Source organism: Rhodococcus sp. 5G237, from assembly GCF_053764735.1.
The window spans coordinates 532,001-548,709 of the sequence record NZ_JBSNCD010000002.1 but is presented as its reverse complement, the minus strand read 5'-3'; the positions used below and the strand labels follow the sequence as shown (position 1 = coordinate 548,709).

General features: G+C 65.8%; 13 protein-coding genes. 3 read left to right on the top strand and 10 right to left on the bottom strand.

Annotated features, from left to right (window positions below):
* Positions 1 to 2,376 (bottom strand): ATP-dependent DNA ligase, encoded by a 2,376-nt coding sequence (locus tag ACWPOC_RS05940; RefSeq protein WP_455408186.1) that lies wholly within the window; start codon positions 2,374 to 2,376, stop codon positions 1 to 3.
* A gap of 144 nt (positions 2,377 to 2,520) precedes the next feature.
* Here ACWPOC_RS05940 and ACWPOC_RS05935 point away from each other — a divergent pair, with 144 nt between their 5' ends.
* Positions 2,521 to 3,243, top strand: coding sequence for a GAF and ANTAR domain-containing protein (locus tag ACWPOC_RS05935; RefSeq protein WP_120281616.1), 723 nt, complete (start codon positions 2,521 to 2,523; stop codon positions 3,241 to 3,243).
* Positions 3,244 to 3,978: 735 nt separating this feature from the next.
* Here ACWPOC_RS05935 and ACWPOC_RS05930 read toward each other — a convergent pair.
* The 3 genes from ACWPOC_RS05930 to ACWPOC_RS05920 form a co-directional block, all read right to left on the bottom strand.
* Positions 3,979 to 4,575: a helix-turn-helix domain-containing protein gene (locus tag ACWPOC_RS05930; RefSeq protein WP_120281615.1), complete on the bottom strand. Its 597-nt coding sequence runs from the start codon at positions 4,573 to 4,575 to the stop codon at positions 3,979 to 3,981.
* Positions 4,576 to 4,607: 32 nt separating this feature from the next.
* Positions 4,608 to 4,808: a cold shock domain-containing protein gene (locus ACWPOC_RS05925; RefSeq protein ID WP_120281614.1), complete on the bottom strand. Its 201-nt coding sequence runs from the start codon at positions 4,806 to 4,808 to the stop codon at positions 4,608 to 4,610.
* Between the two features lie 330 nt (positions 4,809 to 5,138).
* Positions 5,139 to 6,941, bottom strand: coding sequence for a glycoside hydrolase family 15 protein (locus ACWPOC_RS05920; protein WP_120281613.1), 1,803 nt, complete (start codon positions 6,939 to 6,941; stop codon positions 5,139 to 5,141).
* A 208-nt stretch (positions 6,942 to 7,149) separates the two neighbouring features.
* On the opposite strand from ACWPOC_RS05920, the gene ACWPOC_RS05915 reads away from it, so the two are divergent.
* Positions 7,150 to 8,508 carry an MFS transporter gene (locus ACWPOC_RS05915; RefSeq protein WP_455408185.1) on the top strand — a complete coding sequence of 453 codons (1,359 nt, stop codon included), beginning with the start codon at positions 7,150 to 7,152 and terminating at the stop codon, positions 8,506 to 8,508.
* A gap of 90 nt (positions 8,509 to 8,598) precedes the next feature.
* Here the strand turns inward: ACWPOC_RS05915 and ACWPOC_RS05910 are convergent, their stop codons facing one another.
* The 3 genes from ACWPOC_RS05910 to ACWPOC_RS05900 form a co-directional block, all read right to left on the bottom strand.
* Positions 8,599 to 8,808, bottom strand: coding sequence for a hypothetical protein (locus ACWPOC_RS05910; RefSeq protein ID WP_120281612.1), 210 nt, complete (start codon positions 8,806 to 8,808; stop codon positions 8,599 to 8,601).
* Between the two features lie 74 nt (positions 8,809 to 8,882).
* Positions 8,883 to 9,173: an SHOCT domain-containing protein gene (locus ACWPOC_RS05905; protein ID WP_120283985.1), complete on the bottom strand. Its 291-nt coding sequence runs from the start codon at positions 9,171 to 9,173 to the stop codon at positions 8,883 to 8,885.
* Between the two features lie 32 nt (positions 9,174 to 9,205).
* Complete coding sequence (locus tag ACWPOC_RS05900) at positions 9,206 to 9,655, bottom strand: DUF6325 family protein (RefSeq protein ID WP_120283983.1); 450 nt, start codon at positions 9,653 to 9,655, stop codon at positions 9,206 to 9,208.
* A 197-nt stretch (positions 9,656 to 9,852) separates the two neighbouring features.
* Here ACWPOC_RS05900 and ACWPOC_RS05895 point away from each other — a divergent pair, with 197 nt between their 5' ends.
* On the top strand, positions 9,853 to 11,262 hold the full coding sequence (locus tag ACWPOC_RS05895; RefSeq protein WP_120281611.1) for a hypothetical protein: 1,410 nt from the start codon (positions 9,853 to 9,855) through the stop codon (positions 11,260 to 11,262).
* Here ACWPOC_RS05895 and ACWPOC_RS05890 read toward each other — a convergent pair.
* The 3 genes from ACWPOC_RS05890 to ppk2 are packed head-to-tail and all read right to left on the bottom strand — an operon-like array spanning position 11,247 to position 16,682.
* Entirely contained in the window at positions 11,247 to 12,962 is a 1,716-nt protein-coding gene (locus ACWPOC_RS05890; RefSeq protein WP_120281610.1) for a SulP family inorganic anion transporter, read from the bottom strand. The two genes, ACWPOC_RS05895 and ACWPOC_RS05890, sit on opposite strands and share 16 nt — an antisense overlap.
* Before the next feature lie 9 nt (positions 12,963 to 12,971).
* On the bottom strand, positions 12,972 to 15,752 hold the full coding sequence (locus ACWPOC_RS05885; protein ID WP_455408184.1) for a cation-translocating P-type ATPase: 2,781 nt from the start codon (positions 15,750 to 15,752) through the stop codon (positions 12,972 to 12,974).
* A 30-nt stretch (positions 15,753 to 15,782) separates the two neighbouring features.
* The gene (gene ppk2 / locus ACWPOC_RS05880; protein WP_455408183.1) at positions 15,783 to 16,682 is read right to left on the bottom strand and encodes a polyphosphate kinase 2; all 900 of its coding nucleotides are present in this window, start codon (positions 16,680 to 16,682) and stop codon (positions 15,783 to 15,785) included.
* Between the last annotated feature and the right edge of the window lie 27 nt (positions 16,683 to 16,709).

The window sequence follows — 16,709 nt, the reverse complement described above, 5'->3', positions numbered from 1 at the left end:
TTAGCAGTCAGTGCCTGTTTCCTCTTCTCGCACCACGCTCGACGCGTCCATGTCGTCGCGCAGACCACGCCAGCTCGCGTGCCGCACCCGGTCTCCTTCCGTCCATCCCCCGAACCGCACCTCCCCCACGAGTTCGGGCCGCAACCACACCGCATCGCGGCGTTCGGCGGCCGGCACCTCGTTCGCGAACGGGTTCGTGCGGCTCGTGTGCCCTTTCACAGCCTTCGCCACCGACAGGAGTGTCTCGTCGTCGAAACCGGTGCCGACCTTGCCGACGTACACGAACTCACCGTCGTCGTCGTAGACGCCGAGCAGCAGGGAGCCGAAGGTCGAGGCACGGTTGCCGTTGCCACGGCGGTATCCGCCGAGCACGACGGTCTGGGTGAGCCAGTTCTTCGACTTGATCCATCCGGCACCGCGCTTGCCCGGCAGATACACGGAGTCCCGGCGCTTGGCGACCACGCCCTCCCAGTTCTTCGCGCGGCTGCGCTCGAGCGCCTTCGAGCCGTCACCCGGGAGCAGATCCGGGACGATCAGTCCGTCCGTGGCAGCGGCGAGCGCCTCGAGGACCCGTCGGCGATCGTCGTAGGTCTTGCGCAGCAGCGACACCCCGTCGAGATACAGCACGTCGAACACGCGGTACTCGTAGTTCACGCCGCGCTGCAGCATCGAGAAGCTCGTCACCCCGGAGCGGTCGACGGCGACGATCTCCCCGTCGAGCACCGCCCGGTGACCGTCGAGGATCGTCGCGAGTTCGACGAGCTTGGGGTAGTCGCCGGTGACGTCGCGTCCGGATCTGCTGCGGAGCCTCACCGTGCCGTCCTCGATCTCCGCGATTGCCCGGTAGCCGTCCCACTTGCCCTCGAACGCCCAGTGCTCGGCGTCGAGACCCGAGACGTCACCGGGGGTCGCGAGCATGGGCGCCAGGTCGTGCGGGAAGGCCTTCGACCGTGAGGATCCGCCGTCGGGCGACGGTTCGGGAAGCGCCTCCGATTGGTCCTTCATGCGATGCGCCAGCCATTGGTTCTTCTCGGTGCGGATCAACGCATACCGTCCCTCGACCCGTTCGCCGTGGAAACGGACGATCACCTCGTCGTCCCGCCACTTCTCGGTCTCGTAGGTGCCGGTGTCCCACACGGTCATGCTGCCGGCACCGTATTCGCCCTTCGGGATCGTCCCGTGGAAGGTCAGGTACTCGATGGGATGATCCTCGGTCCGTACCGCCAGGTTGTTGCGCCCGGAGGTCTCCGGCAGGTTCTTCGGTACCGCCCACGAGGCCAGCACACCGTCGCGTTCGAGCCGCAGGTCGTAGTGCAGGCGACGCGCGTGGTGTTCCTGGATGACGAACCTGTTGTCGGGAGCGTCGTCCGGGACGCGGTCGGGTACGGGCTCGGGGGTGCGCGACGCGTCGCGCTTGCCGCGGTAGGTGTCCAGAGCATCTCCGCCGGACCCGGTCTTGTCTCCGGACCCGGTCTTGTCTCCGGACCCGGTCTTGTCTCCGGACACAGCCTTGCCGAGGGGCGGGTCGAGACCGGCGAGCAGGTCCCCGAACTCGTCGATGCGGGCGAGGACCTCCCGGAACTGCAGTTGCGCGAGGTCGGGGTCGTCGAGCTCGTCCCAGCTGCGCGGCGCCGCCACCCACGGCTCGTCGCGACCGCGCAGCGAGTACGGCGCGACCGTCGTCTTGGAACTGTTGTTCTGGCTCCAGTCGACGAAGACCTTGCCCTCGCGCGCCGACTTCGCCATCGTTGCGGTCACCAGGTCGGGAAGGATGGTCTCGAGATTGCGTGCGACCTGCTTCGCGACCTTCGACGCCCCCGACGACGACAGCATCCGATCGAGCGGGACGTACAGGTGGATGCCCTTGCTGCCGCTGGTGACCGGATAGGCCGTCCATCCGAGTTCGGCGACCGTGTCGCGGACGTGGCGGGCGACCTCCGCGCACTCGGCCAGGCCCACGCCGGGGCCCGGGTCGAGGTCGAAGACGATGCGGGTCGCGGGCCCGGCCTTCTCTCCGTCGAAACGCCACTGGTGCACGTGGAGTTCGAGGGCGGCCTGTTGCCCGAGCCAGACGAGCCCGGCGGCGGAATCGAACAGCGGGTAGGTGACCCGGCGGTCCTTGTGGTGCAGGGTGCGACGGTCGATCCAGGCCGGTGCGTGGTCGGGGAGGTTCTTCTCGAAGAAGGACTGTTCGCCGACACTGTTCGGCCACCGATTGCGGGTCGCTGCCCGGCCGGCGATATGGGGAAGCATCGCCTCGGCGACGGCTTCGTAGTACTCGACGACCTCACCCTTCGTCGTCCCGGTGCTCGGATACAGCACCTTGTCGAGGTTGGTCAGGGTGATGCGGTGACCGTCGATCGTCCGGGTCGGCATACTTCGGATTCTGCCAATCCCGTGACGATTCCGGTGCGGTGTCGAACGGGGCGATCGGTACGGCACGTCCGTGAACGCCGAAGCTCGGGAGCGGGTAGGTTCGAAGCATCGGTAGTGCACGACGTGCGGGGTGGGAGGTGGGACATGACGGAGTCACACGGTCCGGCTCCCGAGTCGTGGGCCGCGATGTTCGCCCGCATGGCGGGAGTGTTGCTGTCCGAGCAGACGGTGACCACCGTGCTGGAACTGATCACCTCGCTGGCAAAGGACACATTGCCCGGATCGGACGGCGCGGGGATCACTCTCGTCGACGAGACGAACAACCGTTCCTCCGCCGCAACCGGACAGATGGTCGAGCGTCTCGACGCGTTGCAGTACGAACTCGGCGAGGGCCCCTGCCTGACGGCGATCCGGGATGCCGTGATGGTACGAGTGGACAACCTGGAAGAGGACGAGCGCTGGCCGGCGTGGTCTGCTCGGGCAGTGGACGCAGGAATGCATGCGACGCTGAGCGCTCCCCTGCAGTATGCGGGGCGAACCCTGGGCGCACTGAAGGTGTATTCCACTCGTCCGTACATCTATACCGCAGACAGTGAGGACATTCTGAGCCGTTTCGCCGACCAGGCGGCGATCCTGTTGGCGAACATGCACACCCTCACCGAAGCCGAAGCACTCAACGAACGGTTGCTCCAGGCTCTGCGAGACCGCGACCTGATCGCTACCGCCAAGGGAATCGTGATGCTGCGCGAGAACCTCGATGCCGATCGTGCGGTGCAGCGACTGCTCGAGTTGTCTGCACAGCGACGCATCCCGGTACGGGAGGTGGCAGCGGAGATAGTCGCGTCGACCGATACCGAAACGGTGTGAGGTCGCGATGCACTATCTGCCCGAGGGCGAACACCGCCACCGATTCCTCGCTGCCCTTCGCGCCTCCGGACTGGGGTTCGAGGAATTGTGGCTCCGCTACTTCGCCCTCGGCGGCGAGGTGGGAAAGGTCGAGATCGAAGCGTATCTGAACGGCCTGTTACCCCTTCCTCGCCTGCAGCACGATCTGCTCGCGCACGCGATCAACGAGCGTCTCGACGAACTGGCCCCACCACGTGCGCCGTATTCGGCCGAGCTCCCCGCTCCTCTTCCCGAAGGAAACGGTGAACGCGGGAGGGGTGCGGGCGACAACACTTCGCATGATGCGAACGAGGAAGTCTCGAGGAACGATGCCGACGAAGGTCCGGGAGGATCACGAGGTACAGGGTCGGATTCCGACCGGTGAGGCGATGGCGGCGCGCCGAAGCCCTGCCGCCCGAGCAGGGGGGTGGGCGACAGGGTTCGGCATCGCCTGAGTGGCCGACCTCGGACCCACCCGGCGGCGGTGATCGTCCATGCAGGGGGTGACAGGCGATCACCGATACCTGAGCATACCGCCGAACACGCGCCAGGAGAAGGAATCTGCACGCTCGAGACACTGTCGACGGGGCACATCGACGTATCCGACCCCCTGCGCCGGAAGTCTCGCACCCCGTCGACAGTCTCGACAGCGAGCACATTGTTCGCTTCTCGTGCAGTCTATTCTTTTTCTGCACGAAGGTCAGTGATCTGATCGGATCACACCAGCCCCGACCGGGTCGCGCGAGGGGTTCGTCCGTAGACGGACCGGTACTGCGTCGCGAATCGTCCGGGCGAGGAGAAGCCCCACCGGGCAGCGATCGAGGCGACTGTCTCGTCGCTGTCCGGGCCGACGGCCTGCAGGTCCCGGTGCGCCCGTTCGAGGCGTACCGAACGCAGGTACCGCATGGGCGTCGTGCCGTAGTGGCGTACGAAGTCGTACTGCAGGGCGCGACCCCCGATGCCGGCGGCAGCTGCGATGTCCGCGAGCCTGATCGGACGAGACGCTTCGGACTCGATGAAGGCGACGGCCTTCCGCAGAGCCGAGGGCACGGAAACGACGTCCAGTACCTCCCGGATCTCGGGTGGTTCGCCTGCTCGACCGGAGGTGAGCACGTCCTCCGCGAGCTGCAGCATCGGCACAGCCATGCGACGCGAGGCCTGCAGCAACGACTCCTTCGCACGGTCGGAATCGAGTCCGTACCGTTCCATCAGCACGCCCGTCGCCCGTTCGATCGCAGCCCGCGATGCCCACACCTGCTCCTCGGTAGGAGAAGCATGGATCTCCCCCGCCCGCTCGTTCGCCCGTGTGTCCATGACCCGATCACACCATCCGAACGGTCCGCATGTCAGCACACCTGCACGTTGACCGCCTGCCGACCGAAGATTCCGTAACCCACCTCGAATCGGACGCGCTGGCCACCGGTCAGGAAGCGGTAACCGCTCCCGTCGATCTGTGAATAATGCACCAGGATCTCGATGCCGTCGTCGTCACGGATGAACCCGTGCCCCAGACCGGCGTCGAACCACAGCACAACACCCTGTTCCATCTTGTTCCCCTGCCACCGTTCGCGGATCGTCCCGACGGAGCAGCGACGCGGAAGCGTATCCCCTGCGCTCCCGACACCCCTCTGCACCTGTCATTGAATCCTGATCCGCAGGCCCGGGGAAGCACCCACGCCGAATCGGTGACATTCGTACCATTTCTTCCGATTCGTCGGCGTGCCAATGTAGTTCGTCCGAAGGACAGACACCGACGGGTCGGGAGGTGTATCCCACGCCTCGTCGTCGCCGGCGTACCTACACACCGCATGTCCGTCCGCGTAGTCCCAACGGACACTTGATATTCGGGTCGCGTCGGCAGTCCGGACGAGAACGGCTCAGGTGGTCCGCTCTTCGTCCGCCGCATCGGACGCTCCGGCCTGTTCCGCGGCGGTGATCGCGCATGCAGCACCGACCAGGGTGAGATGACTGAAGGCCTGCGGGAAGTTGCCGACCTGTCGTCCTGCCTGCACGTCGTATTCCTCGGCGAGCAACCCGAGATCGTTGGTGAGCCCGAGCAACCGTTCGAACAAGGCACGAGCGTCGTCGACACGGCCGTTGAGGGCCAACGCGCTCACCAACCAGAACGAGCAGGCGAGGAACTGCCCTTCGTCACCGGGAAGCCCGTCGTCGGTCTTCGACGTGGAGTACCGGGAGACGAAGCCGTCGCGACCGAGTTCGTCCCGGAGCGCATCGAGGGTGGACGTGACCCGGTCGTCGGTCGGAGGAAGGAAGCCGACGAGCGGGATGAGCAACACGCTGGCATCGAGTTCCGCGGAGCCGTAGTACTGCGTGAAGGTGCCACGGACCGGGTCGTATCCCCGCTCGCAGACCTCGCGATGGATGTCGTCACGAGTCCGCTTCCATCGTTCGACGGGAGCCTCGAGCCCGAACCTCTCCGCGAGCCGTACCGCCCGGTCGAAGACGACCCAGGCCATGACCTTGGACTGAGTGAAATCCCGGCGAGGGCCGCGCGTTTCCCAGATGCCGTCGTCGGGATCCCGCCAGATCTTCTCCACGTGCTCGATGACGGCCTGCCATCGGGGCCACATGCGCGGCTCGATCCTGCCGATCGCCTCGGCGCCCTTGTAGGCAACGCTGAGGACTTCGCCGTAGACATCGAGCTGGAACTGCTCTGCCGCAGCGTTCCCGACACGGACAGGCGCCGACCCTTCGTAGCCGGGTAGATATGCCACCTCGAACTCGGTCAGTCGGCGTTCGCCTCTGATGCCGTACATGATCTGCACATCCGCCGGATCACCCGTTCCCGCCCTGAGCATGAAGTCGCGGAAAGCGAGCGCCTCACCGGTGTACCCGCCGGCGAGCAGTGCTTCGAGTGCCAGTACCGAGTCGCGCAACCAGCAGTAACGGTAGTCCCAATTGCGTACCCCACCGAGCGCTTCGGGCAGCGAGGTGGTCGGAGCCGCCACGATTGCACCGGTCGTCTCGTCGGTCATTCCCTTGAGAACGATCAGGGACCGCATCACCTCCTCGCGATACGCCCCGTCGTAGGTGCACCGCCCCGTCCAGTCGCGCCACCACTCCACGGTTCGCGCGAGCGCGGATTCGGCATCCTCGACGACGGGAGCCGGTTCGAAGGACGCATGCCAGTCCAGACCGAACCGGTACCGGCCGCTCTCCACGGCGACGAACTCGGATTCGACGGTTCCCGCCCGGATGTCCAACGGCACCGTCGTGCACAGATGGAAGGCGTCGGGACCGGCCGTGGCGACAGCGCCGTCGGCCACCGCCTCGATCCACGGTGTGACGGCCGCGTAATCCGGTCGCAACGACAGGTGCATGCGCATCGGCACCCGGCCCCGCAGACCCTCGACGATGCGGATCAGCCGAGGCGGGCCGGCTCCGCGGCGGGGCATGAAGTCGATCAGCCGGACGGCGCCGTCCGCCGTTTCGAAATCGGTCTCGAGCACCAGGGTGCCGTCGACATAGCGACGGGTGATCTCGACCGGCTCCGCTGCGGGCGCGACGAGCCAGCGTCCGTGTTCCGGGCCACCGAGTAGAGCCGCGAAGCACGAACCGGAGTCGAACGAGGGCAGGCACAGCCAGTCGATGGAGCCGTTACGCCCGACCAACGCGGAGGTCTGCAGATCGCCGATGAAACCGTAGTCCTCGAGAAGCATGACGGTACCTCCGCGAGAAGAGGAGTCGAGTTCTTCGATCCTCCTCTGCTCACAGATGCCGGGTCAAGGTCACGGTTTCGACTCGGCGGTGCCACTGTGCATCCCCGCGGTGGATCATGACCAGCAGAGTCAAGGCGACATCTTTCGCGACGGAAAGTACGAGATGACCGAGAATCCGGCATCGGGATCGTCCGCCCCCATACGGCGAATGTTGCTTCCGCTCGCCCTCGCTCAGTTCATCTGCAGTTTCGCAGGCTCGAACATGAACGTGATGATCAACGACATCAGCGTCGATCTCGACACCACGGTGCAGGGCGTCCAGACCGCGATCACCGTGTTCCTTCTGGTCATGGCGGCGTTCATGATTCCGGGTGGGAAGCTGACGGATCGATGGGGTCGCAAGCGATGTTTCATCGCCGGTCTCGTCCTGTACGGCGCAGGCGCACTCCTCAGCGCGGCAGCACCCGGGCTGGGCATCCTGATCGTGGGCAACTCGATTCTCGAAGGGATCGGCACCGCACTGCTGATCCCGCCCGTGTACATCCTCACGACAATGCTCTTCACCGACATGAAATCTCGGGCGCGGGCCTTCGGCGTGATCACCGGGATGGGCGGGATAGGTGCCGCGGCAGGCCCGCTGATCGGCGGGTTGATCACCACCGCGATCGACTGGCGGGCCGCCTTCGTCTTCCAGGCGCTGATCGTCGCCGTCATCGTCGTTCTGAGCCGAGGCCTCGAGGATCCTCTGCCCCCGGATCCGACCACACCGTTCGACGGAATCGGTGCCGCACTGTCCGCCGCAGGTCTCGTCTGCGTGGTCATGGGAATTCTTCAGGCGGACAACGCACTCTCGGTGTCGGCGGCACTCATCGGCATCGGAATCCTGCTCATCGTGGGATTCTTCCTGCACGTACGGAGATTCGAACGCGCCGGCAAAGTGCCGTTGCTGTCGACCGGGTTGTTCCGTAATCGCGCGTCCAATCTCGCGCTCGTCACGCAGAACATCCAGTGGCTCCTGCTGATGGGCGTCGCATTCGTCGTCTCGGCATTCCTGCAAGTGGTGCGGGGTTACAACGCGATCGAGACGGGTGTCATCTTCACCGCTGCCACCGCCGGCATCCTCGGTGCCTCACTGCTGGCGGAGCGATTGGCCGACAGGCATTCACAACGCGCCCTCATCATGAGCGGCTTCGCCGTCACCCTCGCCGGCATCGTGGTTCTGCTCCTTCTGGTGCGTGCATGGACCAGTGCATGGGCGTTCGCCCCCGGTCTGTTGCTCATCGGTATCGGCCTGGGCGCGATGCTCACTCCCTCCGTGAACGTCGTGCAGTCGGCCTTCCCGGAGGAACAACAGGGCGAGATCTCCGGCCTGTCGCGGTGCGTGTCCAATCTGGGGTCGTCCCTGGGCACCGCCGTCGCGGGCACGGTCCTCGTCGTGGGTCTGGCCACGCCGGATCGTGCGTACGCTTTCGCGATGGTCGTCCTGGCGGTCATCGGACTCGTCGGACTCGTGGCGTCCGCGCTTCTCCCCTCGGCCGCCACACGTTCCACCTCCGAAGCACAGTGACGACTGTATCGGGGGCGGGTGCACCGGGTGCGCACAGAACGACATGCCGCTCACGGCAACAGATATGGTACCCGAAGGGACGGCGTCCGTTCACGCCGACGGTGGTCGACGGGGAGTCGACCAGGATTCCGGCTCGACGTCCGCGACGTCCACGTTCTGTCCGAAGAGTTCACGGGCCAGCACCCGGGCGCGGTCCTGCACCTCTTCCGAGGTGAGTTCGTCTGCGAGTACCAGCGACAGCCTCGCCACGCAGTCGGTCGGCTCGTCGATCCGGTGTACCGTGCACCTCCAGTCGCTCATCAGCGCTCGTCCCGTCGAACCCGTCGTCGCGTTGCAGCGGTCGTGCCCACTGGACGCAGACGGCGGGCAGGAGTTCAGGACGCGAGTATTCTCGCCTTCTCCCTCTCGAACTCGGCCTCGGTGAGCACGCCTTGCGCCTTCAGTTCTGCGAGGTCCTTCAGCGCCGCGATGCGGTCCGTCCCGCTCGGAGGGGGGCCCGCCGGGGCCGGCGCGGGCTCGGGTGCGTACTGTTCGGGCCGGCCGTACTGGGCTTGTTCCTGCGTGCTCCACCGCGCTCCCTGACGACGGGAGACCCGGTTCGAGACGGCCGTAGCCGTCCCCGCTACGACTGCGGTGCGAGCCACCCCGCGGAGTAATCCTGGCATGACGATCTCCTCATGTATCTTGTTCGCTCGGATCACATTTCGACATCGAGCTTCTCCAGTGAAGCCAGGATGCTCTGCACCGGGATACGCCCGGACGCGACGAGTTCGGCACCGTTGCGACGCAGCGCCCGAGCCAGCGGAGCAGCCCAGGTGTTCTCGTAGACGAGCACGGCGGCCGAGCAGCCCGGCTCGAGCGCGGCCCCCGCTTCGTCGAAATCGGTGTCGTCGAGCAGACCCGAGGACGCCTCCGCGAACAATGTCACGTCGACTTCGCCTTCGAGTCCGACCTCGGAGATGTCGATCCCGGCGACCGAACCGTCGCTGTCCTTACGGACGAACGCGAGATCGAGCACCCGGATGATGCCTCGTTCGACGAGGTCGAGCAGTAACGGGAGAGCAGAACCGTTCGGCGGTCGGTCGGCGGGGAATTCGATGACGAGATAGTCGACCGGGCCCATCTCGTCGATATTCGAATCGGTCACCTGGAGCCTCGTTTCGATGAAAGAGCGTCCGAGGAAGCCGACGAGCCGACTTCCGTCGATGCCTTCGAGCACAGATCCCCCCTTGTCGAGTATGACCACCCGAGGGCAAATTCTGAAGCGAATAGGGTCCGAATTCCTGCCCGAGTGATCCGCAGCGGCGCATACTGGATCCGGCCCCGAAAGGGGGCGATGCAGGGATGACCACGAACACCGGCGCGGACGGTGAAGATCTTCGGGCGGATCGTCTGGACGACGACGAACGCGCCGAACTCGATCGGTTGCGCGCGGAAGTCGCCACACTCCGGGAACGAACCGCTCCCGAGGTGAAGCCCGTTTCCGAACCGCGTCCCGCGAGACACGGATGGCGCTGGGCCGCGGTTGCACTGCTCACCGTGCTGGTCGCCGTTCTGGCCGTCCTGTCCGTCACCGCGCGGTTCGTGCGCAGCGAGATCCTCGACACCGATCGCTACGTGACGACGGTCGCCCCGCTGGGCTCGGATCCCGCCATCCAGACACAGATCGCGAATTCCGTCACCGACGAGATCTTCACACGCGTGGACATCGAAGGCCTGACGACCGACGCTCTGGTTGCTCTCACCGACGCCGTTCCGGCCACGGAGAATGCACCCCGCGTCGACCGCGCGGTCGAGGGACTGGCGCCGGTGATCACCGGGCAGGCGCGGAACTTCGTCAACGAGACCGTGCTGTCGCTCGTGCAGAGCGACCAGTTCGAGGATCTGTGGATCCAGGCCCACCGCGCCGCACACAACGCATTGGTCGCGGTGGTGACCGGGAATGTCGGGCCGTCGTCCGTGACGGTCGACGATTCGGGCACGGTGAGCATCTCGCTCGGCACCGTGATCGACAACGTGAAGGCCCGCCTGCTCGACCGCGGTTTCACGTTCGCCGAGAAGGTCCCGAGTGTCGACAAGCAGTTGGTCCTGTTCCGATCACCGGAACTGGTCCGGGCGCAGCGAGCCGTGAACACTCTCGACAATGTTTCGGATGTGCTGCCCTGGATCACCCTTGCTGCCGCTGCCGCCGCAGTCGCAGTCGCGCCGACCGGCCGGCGCCTGCGCGCACTCGCCTTCGTCGGCCTCGCACTGGTCGTAGGAATGTTCGTTCTGGCGGTCGCGCTCATCATCGTCCGGTCGCTGTATCTCGACGATGTCCCGCCCGACGTCCTGTCGCCGGAGGCGGCAGCAGCCATCATCGATGCCGTGCTGATGCCGCTGCGGACCAGCCTTCGGGCGGTCGCGGTGCTCGGACTGGTGATCGCTCTCGGTGCCTACCTCACCGGTGGCTCGTCCTCCGCCCGGACTGTTCGGCGTGGGTTCGGCCGCAGCCTCGATGCCGTCCAGCGGCTACGTCGGCCCCGCCCGCCGAATGCGTTCGAAGAAGCGGCCTTCCGTGCCCGCGTCGCGATCCGGGCGGTCGTCATCGGAGTGGCTGCACTGCTCGTGATGTTCTGGCGCTACCCGACCGGTCTGGTGGTCGCGTTCACCGTGCTGGGTGCTGTTCTGGTACTGCTCGCCCTCGAGCTGGTGATCAGGCCGGCCCGCACCGTGGAGGACCGACCGGCGACCGAGGATCAACCGACGACCTGATCGTTGCCGCGACCGGTCCTGCCGATGAAGGCGTCGACAGCGTCCTCGAGGGTCGGATGGAACCGGCTCGGGTCGAATCTGTCGCCCACCCCGAATCTGATGAGCCGGTCCTTGATCGGCCCCTTCATCTCGGCGAACACAAGGCGGATGCCGTTTCCTTCCAGATAGGCGTCGAGGTCGACGAGTTCGTCGACGGCGGTCGTGTCGAGTCCCGTGATCGGTTCGGCCGCGATGACCACCCATTCGACAGGCGCTTCGGTTCGGGCCACCACCGACCGCACGTACAGATCGAAGATCTCCCCGTTGGCGAAGAACAGCGGGGCGTCGAACCGGACGATCACCAGACCCGGGATGCGACTGCCCTCGGGATGACGCTCGACGTCGTGGAATCCCGGACGATCGGCGGTCCGCACGAGCTCGGTGCGGTACGGCTGCCAGGCGCGCGCGACCACCGAGACGAAGGACAGACCGATCGCGACGACGATGCCCTGCAGCACGCCCACCAGAGCGACCCCGAGGAAGGCCGCGGCGGCCAGCCCGAACTCGACCGTGCTCATCTGCCACATCCGGACCATTCCCCGGACATCGACCAGGGCGGTGGCGGCGACGATCACCACGGCGCCGAGCGTCGCATCGGGTAGATAGGTGGTCAACCCCGGAGCGACGAGTACGAAGACGAGAACTGCCACCGCTCCCACGACACACGCGAATTGGGTTCGCGCGCCGCTCTGCTCGGCGACCGGCGTCCGAGATCCGCTCGCCGAGATCGGGAACCCTCCGAACAGTCCCCCGGCGATGTTCGCGACGCCCACCGCTTTCATCTCCGTGCTCCCGTTCACGTTCTCACCCCGTCGCGCGGCGAAGGTGCGGGAGAGCACTCCGGTGTCGGCGAAGGCGATCAGCGCGATGCCGGCTGCCGGTCCGACGAGCCGGGCCACGTCCGACCACTCGACACCGCCGAACGACGGGAGCGGAAGTCCGTCGGGTAGCGCACCGACCATCCCTATGTCGTCGGTGAGATCGAGTGCGGCGGAGGCGATGATGGCTGCGACGACCGCGACCAGGACTCCCGGGATCCGTGGCAACCACAAGCGGAAGCCCACGATGACCGCGAGGGAGGCGAGCCCGATAGCCGCTGCGACGGGGTCGATCCCACCGTTCACGACGGTCTCTGCGATCTCTCGGATCTCTCCGAGGAGACCGGGCGCGTCGACCGAGAAGCCCAGCAGTTTCGGAAGCTGTCCGACGACGACGACGAGGGCGATGGCGTTCAGGTAACCCAGCCGGATCGGTTTGGACAGCAGTTCGGTGACGAAACCGAGGCGCAGGAAACCTCCGACGAGCAGGATCACGCCGACGAGTACGCCGAGTACCCCGGCGAAGACCAGCGCGCTCTCCGGATCGTCCGCAACGGCGAGCGGAAGGACGGCCGCAGCGATGAGCGGTGCGAGCGAGGAATCCGGGCCCAGGACGAGGATCTTCGAGGGGCCGACCACCGCATAGGCCAGGAGCGGAACGATGGTCGCGTAGAGCCCGGCATAGGCGGGCAATCCAGCCGCCTCGGCGTAGCCCATCCCGGCCGGGATGAGCAGTGCGGTGAGCACGAGGCCGGCGGTGATGTCGGGTCGCACCCACTCGCGACGGTAGGCACGAGCCGTGGCGATTCCGGGAAGCGCCCCCGGCCCCTCGATCCGCGGCATGACCCCGCCTCAGTGGGCCCGCGCAGGAGCAACCGCCGCAGGCGCGGGAATCGACAGGTCCGGCGAGCGTCGGCGACGTCGAATCGCCTTCTCCGCTTCCACCACGACCGGAATGATCACCGACCAGCCGATACAGACCAGCCATTGAGCACCCGTCAGCGACGTCGTCATGAGGAGGTCCTGAAGGAATCCCAACTCCACGGCGAACACCGTGACCACCACCGGAATCGACAGGATCCGGACGGCGCCCACGATCGGCGCGGAGAATCCGGATTCCGGATCGCGTCGCATGGACAACCCTGCGAGAACGGATCCGAACGACAACACGACGAACGCGGTCGTCATCGCCACGGTCGGCTCCGTCGTGCTCATCCCACCGGGAGCGAGGAGCATCGCCGCGAGTGCGACGGCGAACTGGAGGGTTCCGTAGAACGACCACTGCACGAAGGCTGCCCTGTTGGCGATCGGTGTGTTCGGGTCGCGAGGCGGTTTGCTCATCAGTTCCGGCGAGGGCGGGTCGAGCATGATGACGGCCACCGGGAACAACGTGATGAAGAAGTGCTGGAACAGCACCATCAACGGGGTCAGGGCGACGCCGTCGTTGATGTCGAAGATGCTCGCGACGAGGAAGAGCAGGACGAGCGACAACAGCTTCGACATCTGGTACCGGATGTAGGACACGATCTTCTCGTAGATGTTGCGTCCCAGGCGGATCGCAGTGACCAGCGTCCCGAAGTTGTCGTCGGTCAGCACGATTCTTCCGGCCTGCTTCGTCACTTCACTGCCCGACCCCATCGCAACTCCGATGTCGGCCTTCTTCAGAGCTGCGGCGTCGTTGACGGCGTCTCCGGTCATCGCGACGATCGCACCACTCTTCTGCATGAGATCGACGAGGCGGAGCTTGTCCTGGGGAGTGACCCGACCGAACACGTGCAGGTTCGGAAGTTGTGCCGTCAGAGCCTCGTCGGACATCGCTCGAAGGTCGGGTCCGCTGACGACCCCCGGGCCGAGACCGAGCTCGGCGCCGATCGCGGACGCGGTGATCGCATGATCACCGGTGATCATGCGGACATCGATACCTGCCGCGTGCGCGGTGCGCACCGCCTCGATCGCTTCGGGCCGAAGCGGATCGATGATGCCGACCATCCCGACGAAGGTGAGATCCTCCACGAACGACATCGGGTCGGCCCGCACCGCTTCCTCCTGCCCGTCGACGATACGGGCCGCGAATGCCAGGACCCGCAGTCCCTTTTCGGACAGGGTTCGGTTCGCCGCGACGATCTCGTCACGAGCCTCGTCGAGTGGCGCCGCTCGTCGTCCCGGACGGAAGGCGCTGCCGCACTGTGCCAGAACCACGTCCGGAGCGCCTTTGACGAGCTCGACGAATCGCGTGGCACCGTCGACCGGCAGGTGGTGGAACGTCGCCATGAACTTGTACGCCGAGTCGAACGGCACTTCGGCGACGCGGGGATACGACCGGCGGGTGAGCGGAGCGTCGATGCCGAGTTTGGCGGCGAGCACGACCAGAGCTGCCTCGGTGGGATCTCCGACGACCACTCCGCTGTCGGAGACCGTGGCATCGCTGTCGAGGCACAATCCGTATGCGAGAAGAGTGAAGTCGGGCAGCTCGTCGCCGGCGGCACGCGTGATCCGCCCGGCCTTGCTGTATCCCTCACCGTCCACGGTGTACCACCGGGTGTGGAAATACAACGAGCGCACGGTCATCTGGTTCATCGTGAGCGTACCGGTCTTGTCCGAGTTGACCGCGTTCGTGGCACCGAGGGTCTCGACATCGGAAAGGTTCTTGACGACGGCCTTCGCTTCGGCGAGTTGCCGGGCACCGAAAGCGAGCATCGCCTGCACGAAGGTCGGCAGGCCGGTCGGGATCGCCGACACCCCCATGGCGATGCCCAGCAACAGCACCGTGGTCAGATCTTGCCCGCGGATCACGCCGATGACGACGATGACGGCAACCGCGGTCCAGGCGATGACCCCGAGCAACCGGGTCAGCGAGTCGAGTTCGCGTTGCAACGGTGACCTGCTCGGAGCAACGGCCGACAGCATCGATGCGATCCGGCCCATTTCGGTGTCCATGCCCGTCTCCGTCACCACCATCCTGGCGGTACCACGAGTGACGGATGTGTTCTGGAACAGCATGTCGGAGCGATCGCCCAGGGGGACGTCACCGACAGGAAGGGTCGCGGGGTCCTTCGGAACCGGCGCACTTTCTCCCGTGAGCGCTGCTTCCTGCGTCTCGAGTGTCGCCGACGTGATCACACGTCCGTCCGCGGGCACGAGGTCGCCGGCTTCGAGTTGCACGATGTCGCCCGGCACCAGGTCGGTGGCCTCGATCTCGCTCAACAGTCCGTCGCGGATCGTTCGCGCCTGCGGAGTCTGCATTCTCGCGAGGGCGTCCACGCTTGCACGGGCCTTCACTTCCTGCCGCGTGCCCAGTACCACATTGAGTGCGACCAGGACGACGACGACAAGGGCGGTGGAGATCTCCCCGATCACGATGCTCACCGCCGTCACGGCGATCAACATCAGGTTCATCGGATCCCGTACCTGCCGCAGTGCGATCGTCCACGTGGACGGTGCGGGTTCGGACACGATCGTATTGGGTCCGAAACGTCGGCGACGTTCGTCCGCCTCGGCCGTCGTGAGACCGGATCGTTCGTCGGAGGACAGCGCTGCGATCACGTCGGCGGCGTCCGTGGCATACCAGGACGGTTCTTCTCGATTGGGGACGAGGATCTTCGCTCGGTCCGGTCCGGATCTCGTAGTGGCCATCGCGGTTCGTCCTTCCCTACCGGAAGAGCCTCAGTAGAGCGTGGGTATCCAGTGAAGAGGTTGGGTCGGCGCCGTGTACCCATCGGCGTCCTGTCGCGGCGGCAGAACCAGATCGGGGCGCTCGAGCGGCTCGTAGGGGATCCGGTCGAGCAGATGGGCGATGACGTTGAGCCGGCCACGTTTCTTGTCGTTGTTTTCGACGACATACCAAGGGGCCCAGCCGGTATCGGTGAAGTGGAACATCTCGTCCCGTGCCCGGGAGTAGTCGTACCAATGTGTGTACGACTCCAGATCCAGATTCGACAGCTTCCAGATCTTCCGAGGATCGTCGATGCGACTCTGCAGGCGCAGCGTCTGCTGCTCCTGGCTCACTTCCAGCCAGTACTTCAGAAGGATGATGCCGGAGTCCACGATCGCGCGTTCGACCGTCGGGATCATCTGGAGGAAATGCTGTGCATCCTCCTCCGTGCAGAAGTTCATCACTCGTTCGACGCCGGCGCGGTTGTACCAACTGCGATCGAAGATCACGACCTCGCCTCCGGCCGGCAGGTGGGGTACGTAGCGCTGGATGTACATCTGAGACCGTTCACGCTCCGTGGGTGCGGGCAGCGCGACGACGCGGAAGACCCTGGGACTCAATCGTTCCGTGATCGCCTTGATGACACCCCCCTTACCTGCGGTGTCGCGGCCCTCGAACAGGATGCAGATACGAACTCCGGACGATCTCACCCATTCCTGCACGGCGACGAGTTCGGCGTGCAACAGACGGAGCAGGCGACGGTACTCCTTGTTCTTCATGGGTTCGCGGACCGGCGATGCGCCCTGCTGCGGTGGACCGGGGGGACGAAGGGCGCCGGAATCGGAACGCGCGGTGAGCGACTTCTCCGGCGATCTCTTCCGGTGCTTCTCGTGCCCCGTCTTGTGTCCCACGGTTCTCCCTCGGACGTCCACCCATTG